Source organism: Evansella cellulosilytica DSM 2522 (assembly GCF_000177235.2).
Lineage (GTDB): Bacteria > Bacillota > Bacilli > Bacillales > Salisediminibacteriaceae > Evansella > Evansella cellulosilytica.
This window is the reverse complement of sequence record NC_014829.1, coordinates 3,577,891-3,598,956: the sequence shown is the minus strand read 5'-3', so window position 1 is coordinate 3,598,956 and position 21,066 is coordinate 3,577,891. Positions and strand designations below refer to the sequence as shown.

Sequence of the window (21,066 nt, the reverse complement as noted above, 5' to 3'; positions counted from 1 at the left end):
TTCATCGTATCAATCACTTTTTTGTTGTTTTATACGACCTAGTTTCTATTTACGAAAACACTTTCGTTATTATTTCGAAAAAAGAAAGGGTTTTCTCTAGCGTATTATGTAAAAGGTTGTTATAATGAAATCGTATTCATTTACTTCCGTGAAATATTAGACACTACTAAAAGTAAATGAAAACGTAGTCAAACTATGGTATTTCTAGTTTTCTTACAAAAAAGGGGGTGTTCTATAAATAGTAGATGACTAGACTTCTAGTTCAGCTTACTATTTTTGGAATAGCGAAATTTTTATAATGGTTTACGAAACCACTTTCGTATTTAGGTTACATTATTTTGATTGTACGAAAGTTACATATTTTATTTCGTTTTAAATATTCCGAAACGTAAAGGTGGACTCCGATAAGTGACAAACGACATTAATGGGAGGGTTCATAGTGAGGAACAAATTAAGACGTTTATTAGCAATTATGATGGCTGTTCTTTTAATTACTTCATTGTTTGCACCAATGGTGAGTGCAGAAGAAGGTGATAATGGAGATGACGATGATTTAGTAACTCCAATTGAAATTGAAGAAAGACCTCATGAGTCAAATTATGAGAAATATCCGGCGCTATTAGATGGAGGACTAGATGAAAGAAGACCTTCAGAAGCTGGTGCATTACAATTGGTTGAAGTAGATGGACAAGTTACTTTAGCAGATCAAGATGGTGTTCCAATTCAATTACGTGGGATGAGTACACACGGTTTACAATGGTTTGGCGAAATCGTAAATGAAAACGCTTTTGCAGCGTTAGCAAATGATTGGGGATCTAATGTAATTAGATTAGCGCTATATATCGGAGAAAATGGCTACGCTTACAACCCAGATCTTATTGAAAAGGTATATGCAGGGATAGAATTAGCGAAAGAAAACGATATGTATGTCATTATTGATTGGCATGTTCATGCACCTGGTGACCCTAATGCTGACATTTACCAAGGTGGCGTTAATGAAGATGGAGAAGAATATTTAGGAGCTAAAGATTTCTTCTTACACATTGCTGAAAAGTACCCAAATGACCCACATCTAATTTATGAGCTTGCAAACGAGCCAAGCTCAAATAGTAGCGGTGGCCCTGGGATAACGAATGATGAGGACGGATGGGAAGCAGTTAGAGAATATGCTCAACCTATCGTAGATGCACTTCGTGATAGTGGAAATGCTGAAGATAACATTATTATCGTAGGTAGCCCTAACTGGAGTCAAAGAATGGATTTAGCTGCTGATAATCCAATTGATGACCATCATACAATGTATACACTACATTTCTATACTGGTACTCACGAAGGAACAAATGAGAGTTATCCAGAAGGTATATCTAGCGAGGATCGCAGTAACGTAATGGCTAACGCAAAATACGCACTAGATAAAGGAAAAGCAATCTTTGCAACAGAGTGGGGCGTAAGTGAAGCTGACGGTAATAATGGTCCTTACTTAAATGAAGCAGATGTCTGGCTTAATTTTCTAAATGAAAACAACATTAGCTGGACTAACTGGTCTTTAACAAATAAAAATGAAACTTCTGGTGCATTTACACCATTTATTTTAAATGAATCTGATGCAACTGATCTTGACCCAGGTGAAGATCAAGTATGGTCTATGGAAGAATTAAGTGTATCTGGTGAATACGTACGTTCACGTATATTGGGAGAAGAATATCAGCCAATTGATCGTACACCAAGAGAGGAATTCTCTGAAGTAATTTGGGACTTTAACGACGGGACTACACAAGGGTTTGTACAAAATAGTGATAGCCCTGTAGATGTAACTATTGAAAATGTAAATGACGCACTTCAAATCACCGGTTTAGATGAAAGTAACGCTATTGCTGGAGAAGAAGAAGATTACTGGTCGAATGTACGAATTTCTGCAGATGAATGGGAAGAAACATTTGACATACTAGGTGCAGAGGAGTTATCGATGGACGTTGTAGTTGATGATCCAACTACAGTAGCCATTGCAGCAATTCCTCAAAGTAGTGCTCATGAATGGGCGAACGCATCTAATTCCGTTTTAATAACGGAAGATGACTTTGAAGAACAAGAAGATGGCACATACAAAGCACTCTTAACCATCACGGGTGAAGATGCACCAAATCTTACAAACATAGCAGAAGACCCGGAAGGTAGTGAGCTTAATAACATTATTCTTTTTGTGGGCACAGAAAATGCTGATGTGATTTCATTAGATAATATTACTGTTACAGGAGACCGTGAATCAGTACCAGAACCAGTGGAACATGACACTAAAGGAGATTCAGCACTTCCGTCTGATTTTGAAGATGGTACTCGTCAAGGCTGGGAGTGGGATAGTGAATCTGCAGTTAGAACAGCATTAACAATTGAAGAGGCTAACGGATCAAATGCTCTTTCATGGGAATATGCATACCCAGAAGTGAAGCCAAGTGATGATTGGGCTACTGCGCCAAGACTAACATTATATAAAGATGATTTAGTTCGTGGCGATTATGAATTTGTAGCCTTTGATTTTTACATTGATCCAATTGAAGATAGAGCTACAGAAGGTGCTATTGATATTAACTTAATTTTTCAACCGCCAGCGGCAGGATATTGGGCTCAAGCATCTGAAACATTTGAAATTGATCTAGAAGAACTAGATTCTGCTACGGTAACAGACGATGGCCTATATCATTATGAGGTAGAGATTAATATTGAAGATATCGAAAATGATATTGAGTTACGTAATCTAATGCTTATTTTCGCAGACGATGAAAGTGACTTTGCTGGAAGAGTATTTCTTGATAATGTAAGAATGGATATGTCTTTAGAAACAAAAGTAGAAGTACTAGAAAGAAATATAAATGAATTGCAAGAACAGTTAGTAGAAGTAGAAGCTTCTAATGAAGAGCAAATCGCACAGCTTGAAACACAAATTGCAGATCTAGAAGCACAACTATCAGACCTTGCTGATGAGTCTGTTGTTGCAGACCTACTAGAAGTGATTGCTAGTCTAGAAGCACAATTAAATGATTTAGAAGCACAAGTTAATGAACTAAAGTCTGAAACTGGTGAGTCTACACAATCTGATTCTTCTGCAGAAGAATCTGCTGAAGATGAAGGAAGTGAAGCATCCGAGGCTGATGAAGAAAAGCAAGCTGCTGAAGAAGAAAAAGAAGGCGACAGATTACCAGATACAGCTACAAACACATTCAATTTCTTAATAATTGGTGCGCTATTATTAATGAGCGGTGTTGCATTCTTTGTTATTCAAAGAAGAAAAGTAGCTACAAACTAATATATTTTCGATAAAAGAGGCTCTCTGTCATTAGACAGTAGAGTCTTCTTTTTACATAAAGGAATGTAATAGAAGTTCAGATCCCTTTTAGCTTCATACTGTTATTTCAATTTTTCACCCCGCACCGATCTGACAGGGCGATTGTACTACTATAATCTTCAATGAAATAGTTAAAATTGCAAAACTGTAGTAACGAGAAATACACACTTTATAGTCGTTTTTAACATCGTCCACATTTTGATATACTTAACCAAAATATACGGAGCAAGAAAGAATATTCTTTTTAGGAGTGAAAAAGATGAAGATGACGGTAGTTGGGTTTTGGCATGGTTATCCAGAGGCAGGGGAAGCGACTTCAGGTTATTTGTTAGAAGCAGACGAGTATAACGTATTAATTGATTGTGGTAGTGGAGTCATTTCCAACGTACAAAAGTTTTGTAATCTAAATGACTTAAAAGCAATCATTTTATCCCATTATCATCATGACCATATGGCAGATATTGGCGTATTCCACTATTCGCAAATATTAACACAATCGAAAGAGAAAAAAATCATTTACGGACATACAGAGGATGAAGAAAAATTTCAAAAGCTACACTTTCAAGATCTAGTAGTAGCAAAAGCTTTTTCTGAGAAGCATGTGTTGACATTAGGACCATTCAATATCAACTTTCACAAAACTGTTCATCCCGCATCTTGTTATGCTATGAGAATAGAACGAAATGGGAAGATAATGACATATACAGCCGATACTAGTTATCAGGAAGAACTAGCTGACTTTGCGAAAAATAGCGATGTACTGATTGCAGAGTGCAGCGCATATGAAGAGAATGATGTTTCACAATTCGGTCATATGAATAGTAGAGATGCTGGGAGGCTTGCACAAAAAGCTGGTGTAAAACAATTGCTGCTATCACATTTACCACACCATGGCGATCATCAGCAATTAAAGAATGAGGCGAGTAAATATTTTGATGGTGAAATTTTGATAGCGTCTTCCGGATTATCTATTTCTTTATAGACCTTGGATAGGTAATGAAAGTATATCCATCGCTTTTTTATTTCCTAATATAAATATGATGAATATGTGAAATAATACACTTTTATAATGCATGAATAAGTTGATAGCTATATAATGTGTAAATAGTTAACAGTAAAAGTGATGGCTTTCACTTTATTTTAGACATCTCGGGAGATGATGGGTAATGGACGTATTATCGTTTCTAGAAGATCCACTAGTACTGATTTTCGTCATTTTATTGTTAGGTTCAGTTTTAGGACAGCTTTCGATTAAAGGATTAAATTTAGGTGCATCGGGCGTGTTACTAGCCGCAATGGTGTTTGGCCATTTTGGCTATATTATTCCTAGCACTGTACAAAACTTAGGACTTAGTCTTTTTATTGTTGCAGTCGGCTTACAAGCAGGACCGCGTTTTTTTAAGATGATAAAAAGTACAGGAATTGTTTTTGGCATTTTAGGGTTTCTTATCGTATTGATTGCTTCCATTACGACGATTATCGTCGCACAAGTTTTTCAATTGTCAGCCCCATTAAGTATCGGCTTAATGACAGGTGCACTAACGAGTACCCCAGGTCTTGCAGCAGCATTAGAAGCTACGAATGATCCTATTGCGTCAGTTGGTTACGGAATTGCCTATCCATTTGGTGTTATCGCTGTCGTATTATTTATACAGTTGTTGCCGCGAATGTTAAAGACTGATTTGAAAAAGGATTTAAAACGTACGACTGGTCCTGTAAAGCATAAAGGATCACCGAAATCAAAGATGTTTAAAGTTGAAAATGAACAACTGCATAAGAAAACTTTAAAGGAGCTAAAGCTAAATCAAAATAGTTCTGTCGTCATTAGTAAGGTGATCCGTGGTGATCGTAGCTTTTTAGGACGTAATGATACTGTGATTTTAAAAGGAGACGAACTAATTGCTGTTGGATTTTCTGAAGATCTAGACACCTTAAAGGAAAAAGTCGGATCTGAAGTACGTACTAGAATAGAGTATAAAGATAATTTAAAGATAAAAAAAATACCGGTAGAATCTGAAGAGTTAATCGGTAAAAACTTACGCGAAATAAAGCTTCGAGCAAATTACGGTGTGAATGTAACACGAATGGAAAGAGGAGGGTTCGAATTTAATCAAAATCCTTCTTGGAGATTTGAGCGTGGAGATATTTTGACTGTCGTTGGTAGTGAACGAAGGTTAAAGCTTGTTGAAAATCTCTTTGGTAAAAGACAGCATTCAGAAACGAATGTCCATATATTGTCGCTCAGTCTTATTTTACTTTTAGGTATTTTTGTAGGTATGATCCCAATTACTATTCCAGGGATTGGAAGTATGACATTAGGAGTTGCTGGTGGCCCTCTTTTCGTCGCAATTTTGATTGGTCACTTCGGGAAATTAGGTCCGATTCATGCACGTTTTTATCAGCCTTCTAATCGCGTCATTCGAGATTTAGGACTCGTTTTATTTTTAGCTGGTGCTGGGACGAATGCAGGGAGCGGCTTAGTAGAGGTCGTGATAAATGAAGGGTTCCGGTTAATCATTGGCGGCGCGATTATTACAATTGTTCCGATATTTCTCGGCTATTTTATTGCGAAAAAGCTATTTAAACTCAGTATTATCCATTCACTAGGAGCACTATGTGGTGGGATGACTAGTACACCTGGTCTCGGTGCTTGTAACAATCTCATCGACACAGATGATCCTGCTATTGCATACGCGGCAGCTTATCCGTTTGCTTTATTTTTTGTAGCATTAGCAGCGCAAGTATTGGCGCTAATATTGTAGTAAAGAAAGAGTGTGTCATAAATGTCATTTGACATGAATAGACATGCTCTTTCTTTTTTCTGGCGGAGTATGCTACAATGATAACAGAGGTAATAACAAAAATAACTCCCGTTTTTTTGTAGACTAGGTACTTTAAAGTAGGCTCATTTCGCATAGATTGTTGTTTTTAAGAATATTTATTTGCTTGGCTCCACTACAGGTGGACGCTTTCCGCGGGCAATGCTTCAAGTGGGACTGGAAAAGGTCGATATTTACCTTTTCCAATCCCTCCCCGCCCCGACGGATCTTCAGCTCTCAACCTGTCTCTTCCTCTACATGCAATGCTCTGGAGTTGTATCCGTCGAGACAACTCGAAGCTTAATCGTGATGTAACGCTCGTCGCTGGAGTCGCCACCTTTCGTTTCACCAAGCCTAAAAAAACAACAAAGTTTACGAAAACAGCTTTAAATTATATCAATAAATTAACTTATTGAGGTGAACAATGTGTCAAGAAGAAAAGTAACGATGCAGCAAATTGCCCACACTGCAGGTGTTTCAAAATATGTAGTTTCTAAAACATTAAATGGGAAGCCAGGCGTAAGTGATAAAACGAGACAAAAGATATTATTCGTTGCGAAACAGCTAGGTTACTTTAAAAATAATGAGAATGTCCCAATGCAACCCGATAGCGAACCGAATGATCATACATCCTTTGTTTTAGGGGTTATTCCAAATCGTCATTATGAAAACCAATCCTCCTATTGGGGGAAGATTATTGAAGGATTATCAGATGGTGTTCATGACAAAAATTGGGGACTTGTCATTGTTACTGAGGAGCAGCCTTTTAAGGACATGATTAATACTAAAGGGGTCAAGGGGATTATTTGCGTAGGACATATTTCTACTGAGATGATGCTAGATTTGCAGCAGTTACACGTTCCGATGGTTTTAGTGGACCATGAGGACCCATTGATTGCAGCAGACTCTGTATTTATTGATAACTATGACGGTACATATAAGCTTACGAAACACCTCGTCACTATTGGACATGAAAATGTACTTTTTGTTGGTGACATTGGATTTGCTTCAAGTTTTTATGATAGATTTTTAGGCTATCGAACAGCATTAGAGCAAGCTGGTCTTCAAAGTTCCGTTCAAGAACCGTTAAAAATCGCCTATACGGATCAATTTGCAGAGCAGTTTTCTAATTGGATTGAAGAGGAGAAAGGGAATCAGGATTTCCCTACTGCCTTCGTTTGTGCTAATGATGATATCGCACAAAGAGTTTTGGAAACGTTACATCAACATCATATCCGTGTTCCAGAGGAGTGCTCAGTTACAGGCTTTGATAATTTAGATATTAGTTTGTATACAGAGCCACCGTTATCTACCGTTCAAGTGTTGAAGGAAGCAATTGGAAAGAGAGCTGTGGAAAAATTGTTTTGGCGTTTTAATCATGCTGATTTCCCAATCGAAAAGATTTTAATAAGAGGAGAAATAATAATAAGGCGATCTGTAGCCTCAAAATAAAGAAAAGTAATGAGCATGCTAAATGGTTTCTTCCATCATTTAGCATGTTATTTTCTACGTTGTATACCGTAGTGAGGTATCGTATAATAGTATCTGTATGACGTAAAAATTTGGGGGAAACGATATGTCTGAAGAAAAGACGATACCACTAGCGGTTAATGGAGGTATTGGGTTTGGCGCAAAGTTGACACCTCAGCAATTAGTCGCTTTAGGTTCATATTTAGATTCAAATTCTGAAGTGGAAATGACGACATTTCAACAGCTTATCATTCATGTGAAAGAGAGTCATGTGGATGAAGTAACACACTCATTAGAAAAAGAAGGATTTAGCGTATACAAAGTTGGCTCCTACGTCAAAAGCTTAAGAACGTGTAATTTCTGTAAAGGAGCAGAAGAAGAAGGGATGCCAGTAGCAATAGAACTTAACAGAAGAATAGCGGGACAAGAAGTTCCTTTTACATTACGCCCTGCCTATACTGGGTGTCCAAATGCATGTGGAGAACCACTAATTAATGACATTGGTGTGATAAAAAGGAATGAACATTATGAATTATATATAGGTGGTCAGGCAAAGGGTGAAGATGCACGTACAGCAGTCTTATTACAAGATAATTTAGAGCCTACTCAATTGTATAGCTTAACAGATGCTGTATTAGAATTATATAGACAAAACGGTAGAAAAAGAGAGAGAATGTCAAAGTTTATAGATAGGTACGGGTTAGAAAATATTAAGAAACACTTAAAACTAGGTTCTTGACGCTAGTATTAAGTGTTTTTTTTTAGAAGACAAGAAAGAAATTTGAGGTGGAAAAGATGGCACGCGTAGTAGTGAGAAGAGTAATCACTCCAACTTTAAAGACATGTGGCATTATTTCTTCACCGCCTCTAAGAGACTTAAAACGAATTCCTCCAAGCTTGTTTTAAGTTTTTCTTATTATCTATCGTTCTATATATAAGTTAATTAAGAGATATGTGGAGATTTATGGAGTTTTAAGGAGATAAGTGTTGATTAACATCGTTAAACAGTAATATATAATCGTTTACAATATGCGATAATAACATATATACTCATCATGTGTTCTTTATATGGAACAAAAATAGGTGATGGGGTGAGTCTAATTATGAAAGTGTTATACATAACGGAAAAGGTGCCGTACACTCCCGGAACGGCAGATCAAATTCGAGCAGTTCAGCAAATCGAAGGCTTAGTACAAGCAGGTATAGAAGTCGATTGTCTTTTTTGTCATGAACAACACCTATATAAGCTAACAAGTGACAAAGTGCTAGCAAAACTATTCAATACGAGTACAGGAAACGTGTGGAGCACATCTCTAAATAAAAAAAGAATCCGACAAAAAATAATGAGTTTGTTTAATGGCACCCCCTTTCGTTTTTCCGCATTCCATATACCAGAGCTCAAAACAGTCATAAAAGAACTTATTGATGAAGCTAACTATGATTTGATACAAATCCAAGGGAGACTTGCACATAACATTATCGACTTACAAATCGATATCCCTGTTTTAGTAGATTATATCGATGTAGATAGCACATATTATAAGCAGCATATCGAGAAAACACAAAACAAATTGAAATTGCTTTATTACAAGGAGCAATTTAGGAGAGTTTGTAACATAGAAAATAGTGTCTATTCGAATTTTAAAGCAGGAATGGTTCATTCCAATAAAGATAAAGAACAAATTCTTAAAAAAGTAGACTATGGAAAAATTAAAGTCATTCCTACATATTTGGAAGAGACCGAGTGTGAAGAGCATACTAGCAATAGAAAAGTAATTGTATTCTCATGTATGATGAATAATCAAGCAGAAATGGAAGCAGCGAATCGGTTAGTAAAAAATATATTTACACCATTAAAACGGAATATAGAAGATCTTGAATGTTGGATTGTTGGTACTCATTTACCAAAAAAAATAGAAACACTTGAAAAAATAGAGGGGGTAAAGATAAACAACAATGTAAAAGACTCCCATCAATTTTATTCTGATGCTTTCGCGTATGTTAACCCCGCGGATTTTGGAAGTGGTTACCAATATGCGGCTTTGCATGCAGCCGTTCACAAGTGCCCAATCGTGACAACGCATGTTGTTAACGAGAGCATTGGTTTAACTGACGAAAAGGATGCATTCATATGTGAAACAGACGATCAATTTATAAAAAGTATAATAGAACTATTAGAAAACCAATCACTCGGGAAACGGTTTGCACAACGAACAGAGCGCTACGTAAAAAACATTTATAAAAAAGATTATTCGATGATGCAGCTAATTGCTACTTATAAAGAACTAGTGGAAGAGAGTGATGACACAGTCATTCATCCAAAGAAGGATGATAGTGAAAAAATACTTAATTAATTTGCAACTGCCCACTGTGGCAGTTGTTGTTTTTTTAGAAAAAAGCCATGCTATTGTAATAAGTTTCTAGATTGTGCAAGCGAACTACATTCGCTATACTTCATATGTAAGGAAGCTACTAAACTATTTGTTTAAGTTTTGTAATTTAGGAGATGCATATGAATATTTTTACATCAGTTGTATTACCAGTTTTGCTCGTATTTTTACTCGGATTCGTAGTTCAAAAGTGGAAGAAGGTTGAGATTAAACCGATATCAACGGTAGCTATTTATTTAATGGTACCAGCACTTGTTTTTCGGACTTTTTATACTGCCGAATTAAACATTCAATATGTTTATATGATTATTTTTGCATTGGTTTTATTATTTTCACTTATTCTCATTAATAAGGTATATTGTCGCTTGATGAAGTACCCTGTAGAACTAGAGAGTGGGTTAATCTTATCAACTGCATTTAAAAATGCAGGTAACTATGGAGCCCCTATCATTTTATTTGCTTATGGAGAAGTAGGCTTTGCCTTTGCAGTATCTTATATGGTTTTGCAATCAATCATCATGAACGTTTTTGGTGTGTACTACGCATCGAAAGGAAGCGCAGGAATGAAGAGCTCCGTTATGGCTGTATTACACATGCCCGCTACTTATGCTGTGCTACTTGCTTTACTATTAAGATACGTACCTTTTCAATTACCAGGAAACTTATTTTTAACTATAGACATTATTGCAGAAGCAACTATTCCAACCGTAATGATCATTTTAGGAATGCAGCTGGCTAAAATTAAGTTAGGGCAGTTTCAGTGGGGGCACATTTCCTATGCTGTTACTGTTAGGTTATTTATTTCTCCACTTATCGCTTTTTTTATCACGTTAGTTTTGCCAATGGATCCATTATTAGCAAAAGTGTTAATTGTTTCGGCAGCAATGCCTTCAGCGGCAACGATTGTGATGTATGCGATAGAGTTTAACGCCAAACCTAAGCTTGTATCAAGTGTAACTTTAATTTCGACTTTATTAAGTATCTTAACCATCACAATTTTACTGTTATTGTTGCAATAATACACTTTAGGAGGTTACATGAATGAAGCTAAAACAAGGTGATCGTATAGTTTTTATCGGAGATAGTATAACACATGCCGGAAGAAATGAAGATCCTAATGGTCTAGGTTTTGGATACGTTAAAATGATCAGCGATGAATTAATAAAAGCTGGCATGCATATCAAAATAGTAAACAAAGGGGAGAATGGTGACCGTGTAATAGATTTAGCCGATCGTTGGCAAGAAGATGTTATCGACATCCAACCAGATTGGGTTTCCGTTTCAATTGGAATCAATGATGTGTGGAGACAGCTAGACCAACCAAGTATTTCTCAAATATATCCTGAGGCATTTACAAACATATATGAAGACCTCTTGGATCAAGTGAAAAATAAAACAGCTGCAAAGATTATTTTAATGGAACCGACTATTATAGAGGAAGATGTAATGTCAAAAGGAAATGAGCTTCTAAAGCCTTATGTACATGCAGTTCATCGGTTAGTTGAAAAATATGATTGTATTATCGTTCCAACGCATTATGTTTTTATCGAAGCATTAAGAACAAAATCACATGGAGCTTTAACGACGGACGGTGTTCACATGACGCCAGAAGGAGATAAATTAATAGCACATACATGGTTAAAATCAATTCGTTAGTACTTATATAAAAAGGACACTGAAAAAGTGATGTTCATTTACTTTTTCAGTGGCCTTATGTTCTTTCACTTTTTCAGTGTCCTAGATATTTACCTTTTTTAGTCCTTCAATGCAGTGAAGCGGAGTCGATGCAATCTTTTGAAACGCTACTATGAGTTGGTATCTGATGGTAGTCGAGCAACGAAAGGAGACATTGTCATTGAATTTATTGGTGCTGAAATAGTTGCTCATACTTTATCAGTGTATGAGGATTAGACATGATGAGATTCTGAGGTGAGGCTTACCTTAGCCTCATCTTTTTTTGTTAGATTAAAGGAAGGAATTGGGTGAGTGTCATCTGTTAGGCGGGTCATCTGCCTTTGATCAAATAGAAAGTGTGTGAAGATAAGATGGGGGGGCTGCCATCTGCCCTTGAGCAAAAAAATTAGGAGCCGAAGGTAAGATGGAGCAGCGCCATCTGCCCCTGAGCATAAAAAATAGAAGCAGAAGGTAAGATGGAGCAGCCATCCTCCCTTGATCTCCAAAAAGAATAGCCGAAGCTAAGATAGCAAGGTCACCATCCGCAATGCTTTAATAAACTGTCCCATCAAATATGTGAAGACCTGGCAATGGTACACTCACCGTGCCCACATAATCCCCTTACTAGCACCCCACTTTTAGTAAAAGCTACGCACTGAGAAGTGAATTCAAAAACTAGCATTCAACCATTGAGTTAACCACTCCCTCACCCTGCTCAATATAAAGTAAACATGAAAACAGGTTGTTAATGAATACATATAATTAAGTTTACTAGAAGTCTTATGTGAGGAATATATGAGTAATCACAACCTGTAGACAAAAAGCTAAAGGTGCTTTAATGGGGGGGATTCAATGAGTTTATCTGTAAAGGATATCGTCCAGCTGCCAATTATGAAGACGTCAAAAGTAAGAACCGGCAAAGAATGGTTAAAAAGTAGAATGGTTGAATGGATTTCTGTCATTGAAGTGCCTGTGGAAAACTTTGTGAGAAAGAATGAATTTGTGCTAAGTACAGGGATTGGTTGTGAAGGGGACAATTTACTACTCGAGAAGTTCGTGAACGACATTATCGATTCAGGAGCATCTGTACTTGCATTTGCAACCGGTAGGTACATTAATGATATTCCAGATCGTGTCATAGAGCTCGCAAATAAACATCACCTTGTGTTAATTGAAATCCCTTGGGAAGTAAGGTTTGGTGAAATACTCCAAATCGTTCTTGAAGAGATCCATAAAGAAAAGCAGGGCGAACGGCAGCAAGCAGAAGACGTGAGACAAGAACTCATTAATTGTGTACTCCATGAGAAAGGGCTTGAAGATATATCAAGCATCCTATATAAGCATATAAACATGCCTATAGCGATCATTGATCACTCTGGGCAATTGAGGGCAAACAAAAAATTCAACGAAGAATTGCTAGCAGTTTTTAATGGGGAGAAAAAAGGTACCGTTCAACAAATACCGTCTTCGGATGTATTATATAGCGAGCATCCACTATTTCATCAAATGAAAGAATACTTAGTTCATAATCACATTTTTTTTCTACTTCCAATTGTTAATAATCATCACAATCAAGGGAGCTTGCTCTTTCACCCGGTCGACCGTGAAAAGCTCACGACTTTTGTGATGAATGTACTCGATCATAGTTTAACAGCTTGTGCACTTTATTTTGTAAAGGAAAATGCAGTCGAGCTAACAGAAGTTCGTTTGAAAGATAATTTCATTTTAGAGCTAGCACAAAAATATTCTGAGGTGACAACGCAGTTGATATCAAAGGCTCAGTTATTAGGCTATGATTTAGCAAGGCCGTATCTTTGCTTAGTTGGAGAAATGACCCATAACGATCGAAAAAAAACGCTTAAAGTGCAGGGGGAGAGTCTAGGTAGTTCTTCACTACAAAGTAGGAACTATTATTTACAAAAAGAAATCACGCGAGCCGGTAAAAATCTTAGAAGAAGGACGATGACGACTTTTGATGAGGATGAAGTTATTATATTTTTAGAAGCCGATAACCAACCATACATGGAAACAGCGAATCAATTTTTAGACAACATTGAAGAAAGGTTATATGAGTTATTATCTCATATCACTTTTTCTTGGGGCATTGCTACCCATAAAGACGGACATTATGCTTTTCATAATAGTTATGAAGAGGCAAAGACAGCGTTAAAAATTGGTAAGCAGCAGAAAGGGTTAGGGGAGAGAACATTTTTTAGCGATACGAGAATAAATCGTTTGCTCATGGCAATTTCTCAAGAAGATGCAATAGCAACAATTGTAAAAGATACGCTACAACCATTATTAGATTATGATGAAAAAAGACAAACAGATTTAATATACACGTTTATTATTTACAATAAGTATAAGGGGAATGTGAGTCAAACCGCACGAGCATTAAATTTACACAGGCAATCATTGCTTCATCGATTAAGAAATATTGAATCACTGACAGGCTTGTCCCTAGTCGATTCTGATGACTTATTTTTATTGGAGTTAAGTGTCAGGTTATGGATGTTAAAAAAATTCAGTTAAAAAATCTAACAATGTGAAGCGCTATAAAAGGTAGATTTTCTACATTTTATAGCGCTTCGTTACTTATTTTAAGCGATTTTACACACTTCTGTCTAAAAATTGTATAAAAGTACATTTGAAAAGTTCATACAAAATGAACATTACGAATAACGTGATTTTTTAATATGGTAATAGTAACAAAAGATATAAGTTTAATAAAGGGAGGAGGAGCCTCATTGCTACCGTTTGAGATGGCGGAATATCAAGATCGGTTACGGAAAACGAAAGAGAGAATGGTTAAATCGGGGGTTGAGGTTTTACTAGTAACAGATCCTGCTAATATAAATTATCTTTCAGGTTATGACGCTTGGTCGTTTTATGTGCATCAAATGCTTGTCGTTTCGCTGGAGGATCTCCAGCCGGTATGGATTGGAAGATATCAAGATGCTAATGGGGCAAGAGCTACGACTTGGATACACGATGATAATGTGATTTCCTATCCTGATTATTACGTACAATCATCCTTTTATCACCCAATGGAGTATATCGCTCACAAGTTAGAGCAAATGGGACATAGGAAGAAATATATAGGTGTAGAAATGGATAATTACTATTTCTCCGCAAAAGCTTACGACGTATTAAAAACGAATCTACCAGACGCGACATTTAAAGATGCAGGACTTCTAGTTAATTATGTTCGCCTCGTAAAATCAGATCAAGAAATAGAATATATGAAAAAAGCTGGCAAAATAGCGGAAGAAACAATGTATAAGGCGGTACAAAGTGTTAAGCCGGGAGTAAGAGAATGTGATACAGCAGCGCAAATATACTCTCAACTGATATCGGGTACCGATGAGTATGGAGGTGATTATCCAGCGATCGTACCTCTGTTACCTTCAGGAAGGAATACTTCTATACCACATTTAACATGGTCTGATAGAGCTTACCAGGAGGGTGACACAGTTATTATTGAGTTGGCAGGATGCTATAAACGGTATCATGTACCGATTGCACGTACTATTTCTGTAGGTTCTACTTCTGAACAGCTAAAAAATATTAGTCCAGTAGTTGTTGAAGGAGTAAATGAAGTATTAAATGCGGTTAAGCCAGGTGTAACTTGTGGGGAGCTAGAAAATGTTTGGAGAAACAGTATCTCAAAACGTGGATATGAAAAAGAAGCAAGATTAGGTTATTCAATAGGTTTAAATTATCCACCAGATTGGGGAGAGCATACTGCAAGTATTCGAAAAGGTGACAATACAGTGTTAGAGCCGAACATGACTTTTCATTTAATTCCTGCGTTATGGTTTAACAATTATGGCATTGAAATAAGTGAATCATTTAGAGTCACAGAAAATGGGTGCGAGACGTTTACAAATTTCCCGAGGGATATGATTATCCATCCACCATTTATGATGAATCAGCATGACGGAAAAATAAGTTAGCTTTGAAGGTGCCAAAAAGTGTGGTGAAGAGCTTTTTGGCCTTCAAGCATAATGAATGATGATCATTAAAGGAGGAGTAGAGAATATGAGAGATTCCAAAATGGGTACTCGATCTATTTGGGCTGGCGAGAGAGACTATCTAGCTTTTGGTGCAACACAAGTGCCAGTTGTGCACAGCGTTTCCTATGGGTATGAAGACATGGATGAATGGTATGAAGTAGCAATCGGAAATAAAAAGGGGCATATTTATGGGCGAAATACAAATCCCACTGTTGAGGCTTTTGAGGAAAAAATAAGAAATCTAGAGGATGCAGATGCTGTTACAAGCTTTTCAACAGGAATGGCAGCGATTAGTAACACTTTAGATACATTGTTATTCCCTGGAGATCGAATTGTTTCAATAAAAGATACGTATGGGGGAACGAATAAAATTTTTACTGAATTTTTACCAAAGAAAAAGGTAGAAGTCGTTTTATGTGACACAGGTGATCACGAAGCGCTTGAAAAAGAAGTTGAGAAGGGGTGCAAAGTGCTCTATTTGGAAACTCCAACAAACCCTACTGTTAAAATTACTGATATTGAAAGAATGGCGAAGGCAGGAAAAAAAGTAGGAGCGACTGTCATTGTAGATAACACGTTTGCAACACCAATTAATCAAAACCCACTTGCATTAGGTGCAGATCTCGTCATTCATAGTGCAACGAAATTTCTCGGAGGGCATGCAGATGCATTAGGTGGAGCTGTCTGCGGCTCAAAGGATTTAGTTGAAGCTATCTATCATTATCGTGAAATAAATGGCGCCACAATGGATCCGATGGCTGCTTATTTACTGTTAAGAGGAATGAAAACATTGAAGCTTAGAATTGATAAACAAAATGAAAATGCACTTGCCATTGCAAAATATTTAAAAACTGTAGATGTCGTTGAAGATGTATTTTATCCGGGTTTAGAGGAGCATATAGGGCATGATATTGCAAAGAAACAGATGCGCGGATTTGGAGGCATGTTAAGTTTTTCGGTCAAAGGTGGCATGGATACAGTTCGTCATTTCTTACCGAAGCTACAGTTCGCCAACAGAGCTGCAAATCTAGGTGCAGTGGAGACAATCGTTGGTCCAGCACGAACGACGAGTCATGTGGAATGTACACCTGAAGAGAGAGCGGCAATGGGGATTCCAGAAGGCTTAATTCGTTACTCAGCTGGGATAGAAGATATTGAAGACTTAATTGGTGATTTAGATCAAGCCTTTCAATCTTTACCATCCAAATTATGAAAATAATAGAACGGGAGGGTATCTGTTGAAAACTATTGCAAAGTGCGCAGAAAATTTAAAGCAAGAATTAATAGAATGGCGTCGTTATTTTCACCAATATCCCGAATTAAGTTTTGAAGAGTCTAACACGAGCGACTATATTGTGCGAGTGCTAAAATCTTTTGGCATCACTGACATTGAAACAAATATTGCAGAACATGGAATAGTAGCTACGATATCAAATGGTCCTGGGCGTGTTATTGCTCTTCGTGCAGATATGGATGCCCTTCCTATACAAGAGAAAACAAATTTGAAATATGCTTCTAAAAATTTGAACGTGATGCATGCTTGTGGGCATGATGCACATATGTCGATGCTACTAGGAGCATCGAAGTTATTAAACGAAGAGATGAAGGATGACAATTTGAAAGGCACGATAAAATTTATTTTCCAGCCTGCAGAAGAAAGTGCAAACGATGAAGGGCTAACAGGAGCACCTTACTTTATCAAGAACGGAATATTGGATGAAGTTGATGCAATAATTAGCGTGCATGTTTGTCCTTGGAGAAAAGTAGGGGAAATACAAGTAAATGAAGGTCCTAGCATGGCGAATATCGATAATTTTGAATTAACGATTTCAGGAAAGGGTGGTCATGGTGGCTATCCGCATCAAACAGTGGATCCAATATGGATTAGTAGCTTTGTTTTACAAGGGATATATAGTTTGATAAGCAGAAAAATAGACCCATTACACGTTGGAACGATTAGTGTCGGGGAGTTAAAGGCAGAAGGATCTAAAAATGTTATACCTGAAAAAGTAACCATTGGTGGTACGATCAGATCCTATAAATCTACTATTCGATCTCAACTCATCAAGGAATTAGAAGCGGTAGCGAAAATTTGTGAAGCTTTTGGTGGAACCTTTGATTTGACCATTCAACGAGGGGAACCAGCCCTATATAATGATGCTGCTATTACAAGACTCATGAAGAAAAATGCAAAAAGGTTGTATCCTGACATGAAGATAATTGAGGAACCGTTTGGTATGGGTGGTGAAGATTTCGGACATATGACAGCTGTTGTTCCTGGATCTATGTTTTTCTTAGGTAGTGCATTTGAGGAGAAAGAATTTCAGCTGCATACACCTCAATTTCAATTAAATGAAAAAGCACTTCCGATAGGCGTGGCAGTATTGACAGCGTGTGCTTGCGATTTAATAAATACTGAGGTAAGGAGGGAAGCGGATGACAACTAAAATTGCCTTTATTGGTTTTGGTGGAGTCGGTCAAACTTTAGCAAAATTACTGTATGAGAAGAAAGATGAATTCTTTAAAAAATATGATTTGGATTTTGAAGTAGTCGCGGTTTCGGATGTAATGAAAGGTTCTCTCTACAACCCTAATGGTCTTAATGTATCAAGATTGATTGAAACCATAAATAAGACAGGAAACTTGAAAGCGTATTCAGATGAGAGTGGTCTTGTAAGGGGGATGGATAGTCTAGAGACGATCAAGAAGAGTAATGCAGATGTAATTGTAGAAGTAACCTTTACTGACGTGGAAACGGGGCAACCAGCAATTGACCACTGCAAAGCTGCATTTAAAGAGGGAAAAAGTGTTGTTACCACAAATAAGGGGCCAGTAGCATTAGCATACAGAGAACTGAGCAAATTGGCAAAAGAAAATAATGCGTACTGGGGATTTGAAGGAACTGTGATGAGTGGAACACCAGCTTTAAGGTTACCGTTAGTCACACTTGCTGGCAATAAAATTAAGGAAATAAGAGGTATTCTAAATGGAACTACAAATTATATGATTACAGAAATGGAAAAAGGTTGTTCTTATGAGGAAGCTTTAAAAAAGGCACAAAACCTTGGTTATGCAGAAGCAGATCCAACAAGTGATGTAGATGGTTTTGATGCCAGGTACAAGGCGACAATTTTGGCTAACTACGTGATGAATACGGAGTTAAAAGCAAATGATATCCCGTGTGTTGGCATCCGTAATATTACGAATGAGAAGGTGAGTGAGGCGTTACGAGAAAACAAAGTGTGGCGATTAATTGCCAAAATAAAAGGTGATGAGAATGGGCAAGTAAAGGCATCAGTACAACCTGAATTAATCGAAATTAACGACCCACTTGCTGGTGTTTCTGGAGCAACAAATGCGATTGTATATGAATGCGATTTAGCGGGTTCAATTATGCTAACGGGGCCTGGAGCTGGCTTAACTGAAACAGCCTATTCATTATTGATTGATTTACTTCATTTTAAAAATCAATAATGGATTAGGAAATTTAAGGAGGGTGGTGCAAGATGCATACAGATGTATTGGTGGAAAAGATGCTCATTGCTGGAGACTGGGTGGATGCTGAGGAATTCTTTCATGTTTATAATCCAGAAAACAACGAGATCATTGCAAAAGTTCCTTTAGCCTCTAATAAACAAATGCTATTGGCAATTGATAAAGGGCATTCTGTCTTGAAAAATCATGCAGCTTGGCCCACGCACGAAAGAATTCGCATTCTTAATAATGTTGCTAACTACATTGAAGAAAATAAAGAAAAATACGCGAGGACAATTGCTACGGAAGGCAGTAAAACAATCAAGGAGGCAAGAGGAGAAGTAAAGCGCACAATCCAGACGATTAAAATAAGTGCAGAAGAAGCAAGAAGAGTGAATGGCGAAACGATTAATTTTGATCAAATGGAAGGTAGCGAAAACCGAGTGGGTTATCATTATCGTTTTCCAATTGGTGTGATAGGTGCGATAACGCCCTTTAACGACCCATTAAATTTAGTTGCACACAAAATTGGTCCCGCTATTGCAGCAGGAAATCCGATTGTTGTAAAGCCTGCTTCTGTTACACCTTTGAGTGCACTATTGTTAGCGGAAGCATTTGTAAAATCAGGCTTACCTAAAGGGTATTTATCGGTCCTCACCGGTTCTGGTAAGGACATAGGTGAAACACTCATCACTCATCCAAATGTAAAAATGATATCTTTTACTGGCGGACTTGAAACAGGAGAGAAAATTGCAAAGCAAGCTGGCTTAAAGAAAGTGAATATGGAACTAGGATCAAATTCGCCCGTCATCGTTCTAAATGATGCGAATCAATCTGAAGCAGTTGCAGCATGTGTCTCAGGGGCATTTTCTGCAGTAGGGCAAAATTGTATCGGCGTTCAACGAATCTATGTAGAAAAAGAAAGCTATAATCAATTTTTAACGGCACTAGTAGAAGAAACGACGAAACTAAAAGTCGGTGATAAACTACTAGAGTCTACGGATATGGGGCCGCTTATAAATGAACGTGAAGCAAAGCGAGTAGAAGCGTGGGTGAATGATGCACTGTACAGAGGAGCAAAGCTCCACACAGGGGGAAAAAGAACAGGTGCATTTTATGAACCTACAATATTAACGGATGTTCCAGAAGGTGCGAAAATAGCAAAGGAAGAAATATTTGGACCAGTCGTTCTTGTATTTCCTGTTAATAATGTAGAGGAGGCCGTAGCACGTTCTAACAGCGTAAACTATGGGTTGCAGGCAGGGGTATTTACTAATAATATTGACAACGCCTACTATACGATTCAAAACATGGCAGTAGGGGGCATTATGGTAAATGATAGCAGCGATTATCGTATTGATGCAATGCCATTTGGAGGTATTAAAGGATCTGGCCTAGGAAGAGAAGGTGTAAGATCGGCAATTGAAGCGATGACAGAGCCAAAGGTAGTCTGCTTTCAATTACAAAAATGGCTATAGTGCCTCAACGTGTAGACGTGGATGTCTCGAAAAAGTAATAGTAAGGATGACTGAAAAGGAAAAATGCAACCTTTTGAGTCATCCTCGCCTCTTTTACACAATTTAATGTATATGAATTAAAAATTTTGAAATTCCTATTGACTATATATCTTTATGTATGGCATGATGTAACAAAGAATTTTTATAATATGAACCTTATCAAGAGAGGTTTAGGGAACTGGCCCATAGAGACCTCGGCAACCATTGAATTCAAAGGTGCTAACTCCAGCAGATGATTTTCTGATAGATGAGGGGACGATTTGCTCAGTTAACGAGAATATCGACCTCTGCATAAGAGGTCTTTTTTATTTCGTTTAATTCATAGTAAACATGTAGGAATTACAAGAATTATAGGTTTTGTAGGTT

Annotated in this window: 14 protein-coding genes and 1 riboswitch; all 14 genes read left to right on the top strand. The window is 37.3% G+C overall.

What is annotated here, in order from left to right; all coding sequences use genetic code 11:
- Positions 1-439: 439 nt before the first annotated feature.
- On the top strand, positions 440-3,301 hold the full coding sequence (locus BCELL_RS16630) for a carbohydrate-binding domain-containing protein (RefSeq protein ID WP_013489943.1): 2,862 nt from the start codon (positions 440-442) through the stop codon (positions 3,299-3,301).
- Positions 3,302-3,599: 298 nt separating this feature from the next.
- Complete coding sequence (locus BCELL_RS16625; RefSeq protein ID WP_013489942.1) at positions 3,600-4,322, top strand: MBL fold metallo-hydrolase; 723 nt, start codon at positions 3,600-3,602, stop codon at positions 4,320-4,322.
- Positions 4,323-4,506: 184 nt separating this feature from the next.
- A complete protein-coding gene (locus BCELL_RS16620; protein ID WP_013489941.1) occupies positions 4,507-6,102 on the top strand; it encodes an aspartate:alanine exchanger family transporter in 1,596 nt (531 codons plus the stop codon).
- A gap of 483 nt (positions 6,103-6,585) precedes the next feature.
- Positions 6,586-7,611: a LacI family DNA-binding transcriptional regulator gene (locus tag BCELL_RS16615; protein ID WP_013489940.1), complete on the top strand. Its 1,026-nt coding sequence runs from the start codon at positions 6,586-6,588 to the stop codon at positions 7,609-7,611.
- 124 nt (positions 7,612-7,735) lie between these two features.
- Positions 7,736-8,368: an NAD(P)/FAD-dependent oxidoreductase gene (locus BCELL_RS16610; RefSeq protein WP_013489939.1), complete on the top strand. Its 633-nt coding sequence runs from the start codon at positions 7,736-7,738 to the stop codon at positions 8,366-8,368.
- A 364-nt stretch (positions 8,369-8,732) separates the two neighbouring features.
- A complete protein-coding gene (locus BCELL_RS16605) occupies positions 8,733-9,983 on the top strand; it encodes a glycosyltransferase (protein WP_013489937.1) in 1,251 nt (416 codons plus the stop codon).
- A gap of 158 nt (positions 9,984-10,141) precedes the next feature.
- A complete protein-coding gene (locus BCELL_RS16600; RefSeq protein WP_013489936.1) occupies positions 10,142-11,038 on the top strand; it encodes an AEC family transporter in 897 nt (298 codons plus the stop codon).
- Between the two features lie 22 nt (positions 11,039-11,060).
- A complete protein-coding gene (locus tag BCELL_RS16595; RefSeq protein WP_013489935.1) occupies positions 11,061-11,675 on the top strand; it encodes an SGNH/GDSL hydrolase family protein in 615 nt (204 codons plus the stop codon).
- Between the two features lie 870 nt (positions 11,676-12,545).
- A complete protein-coding gene (locus tag BCELL_RS16590) occupies positions 12,546-14,225 on the top strand; it encodes a PucR family transcriptional regulator (RefSeq protein ID WP_013489934.1) in 1,680 nt (559 codons plus the stop codon).
- Between the two features lie 215 nt (positions 14,226-14,440).
- Positions 14,441-15,649, top strand: a complete 1,209-nt coding sequence (locus tag BCELL_RS16585; RefSeq protein ID WP_013489933.1) for a M24 family metallopeptidase — start codon at positions 14,441-14,443, stop codon at positions 15,647-15,649.
- Positions 15,650-15,734: 85 nt separating this feature from the next.
- Complete coding sequence (locus tag BCELL_RS16580) at positions 15,735-16,922, top strand: cystathionine gamma-synthase family protein (protein WP_013489932.1); 1,188 nt, start codon at positions 15,735-15,737, stop codon at positions 16,920-16,922.
- Positions 16,923-16,947: 25 nt separating this feature from the next.
- Positions 16,948-18,156, top strand: coding sequence for a M20 metallopeptidase family protein (locus BCELL_RS16575; RefSeq protein WP_013489931.1), 1,209 nt, complete (start codon positions 16,948-16,950; stop codon positions 18,154-18,156).
- The gene (locus BCELL_RS16570) at positions 18,146-19,183 is read left to right on the top strand and encodes a homoserine dehydrogenase (protein WP_013489930.1); all 1,038 of its coding nucleotides are present in this window, start codon (positions 18,146-18,148) and stop codon (positions 19,181-19,183) included. The genes BCELL_RS16575 and BCELL_RS16570 overlap by 11 nt, the downstream gene beginning before the upstream one ends.
- 32 nt (positions 19,184-19,215) lie before the next feature.
- Complete coding sequence (locus BCELL_RS16565) at positions 19,216-20,661, top strand: aldehyde dehydrogenase family protein (protein WP_013489929.1); 1,446 nt, start codon at positions 19,216-19,218, stop codon at positions 20,659-20,661.
- Positions 20,662-20,853: 192 nt separating this feature from the next.
- Positions 20,854-20,954: riboswitch (SAM riboswitch) on the top strand.
- Positions 20,955-21,066: the final 112 nt, after the last annotated feature.

Bases quoted from the DNA above. Each gene is read 5' to 3' on its own strand.
- BCELL_RS16625 (WP_013489942.1), top strand. From the start codon at position 3,600: ATGAAGATGACGGTAGTTGGGTTTTGGCATGGTTATCCAGAGGCAGGG.
- BCELL_RS16620 (WP_013489941.1), top strand. From the start codon at position 4,507: ATGGACGTATTATCGTTTCTAGAAGATCCACTAGTACTGATTTTCGTC.
- BCELL_RS16610 (WP_013489939.1), top strand. From the start codon at position 7,736: ATGTCTGAAGAAAAGACGATACCACTAGCGGTTAATGGAGGTATTGGG.
- BCELL_RS16605 (WP_013489937.1), top strand. From the start codon at position 8,733: ATGAAAGTGTTATACATAACGGAAAAGGTGCCGTACACTCCCGGAACG.
- BCELL_RS16600 (WP_013489936.1), top strand. From the start codon at position 10,142: ATGAATATTTTTACATCAGTTGTATTACCAGTTTTGCTCGTATTTTTA.
- BCELL_RS16595 (WP_013489935.1), top strand. From the start codon at position 11,061: ATGAAGCTAAAACAAGGTGATCGTATAGTTTTTATCGGAGATAGTATA.
- BCELL_RS16590 (WP_013489934.1), top strand. From the start codon at position 12,546: ATGAGTTTATCTGTAAAGGATATCGTCCAGCTGCCAATTATGAAGACG.
- BCELL_RS16580 (WP_013489932.1), top strand. From the start codon at position 15,735: ATGAGAGATTCCAAAATGGGTACTCGATCTATTTGGGCTGGCGAGAGA.
- BCELL_RS16570 (WP_013489930.1), top strand. From the start codon at position 18,146: ATGACAACTAAAATTGCCTTTATTGGTTTTGGTGGAGTCGGTCAAACT.
- BCELL_RS16565 (WP_013489929.1), top strand. From the start codon at position 19,216: ATGCATACAGATGTATTGGTGGAAAAGATGCTCATTGCTGGAGACTGG.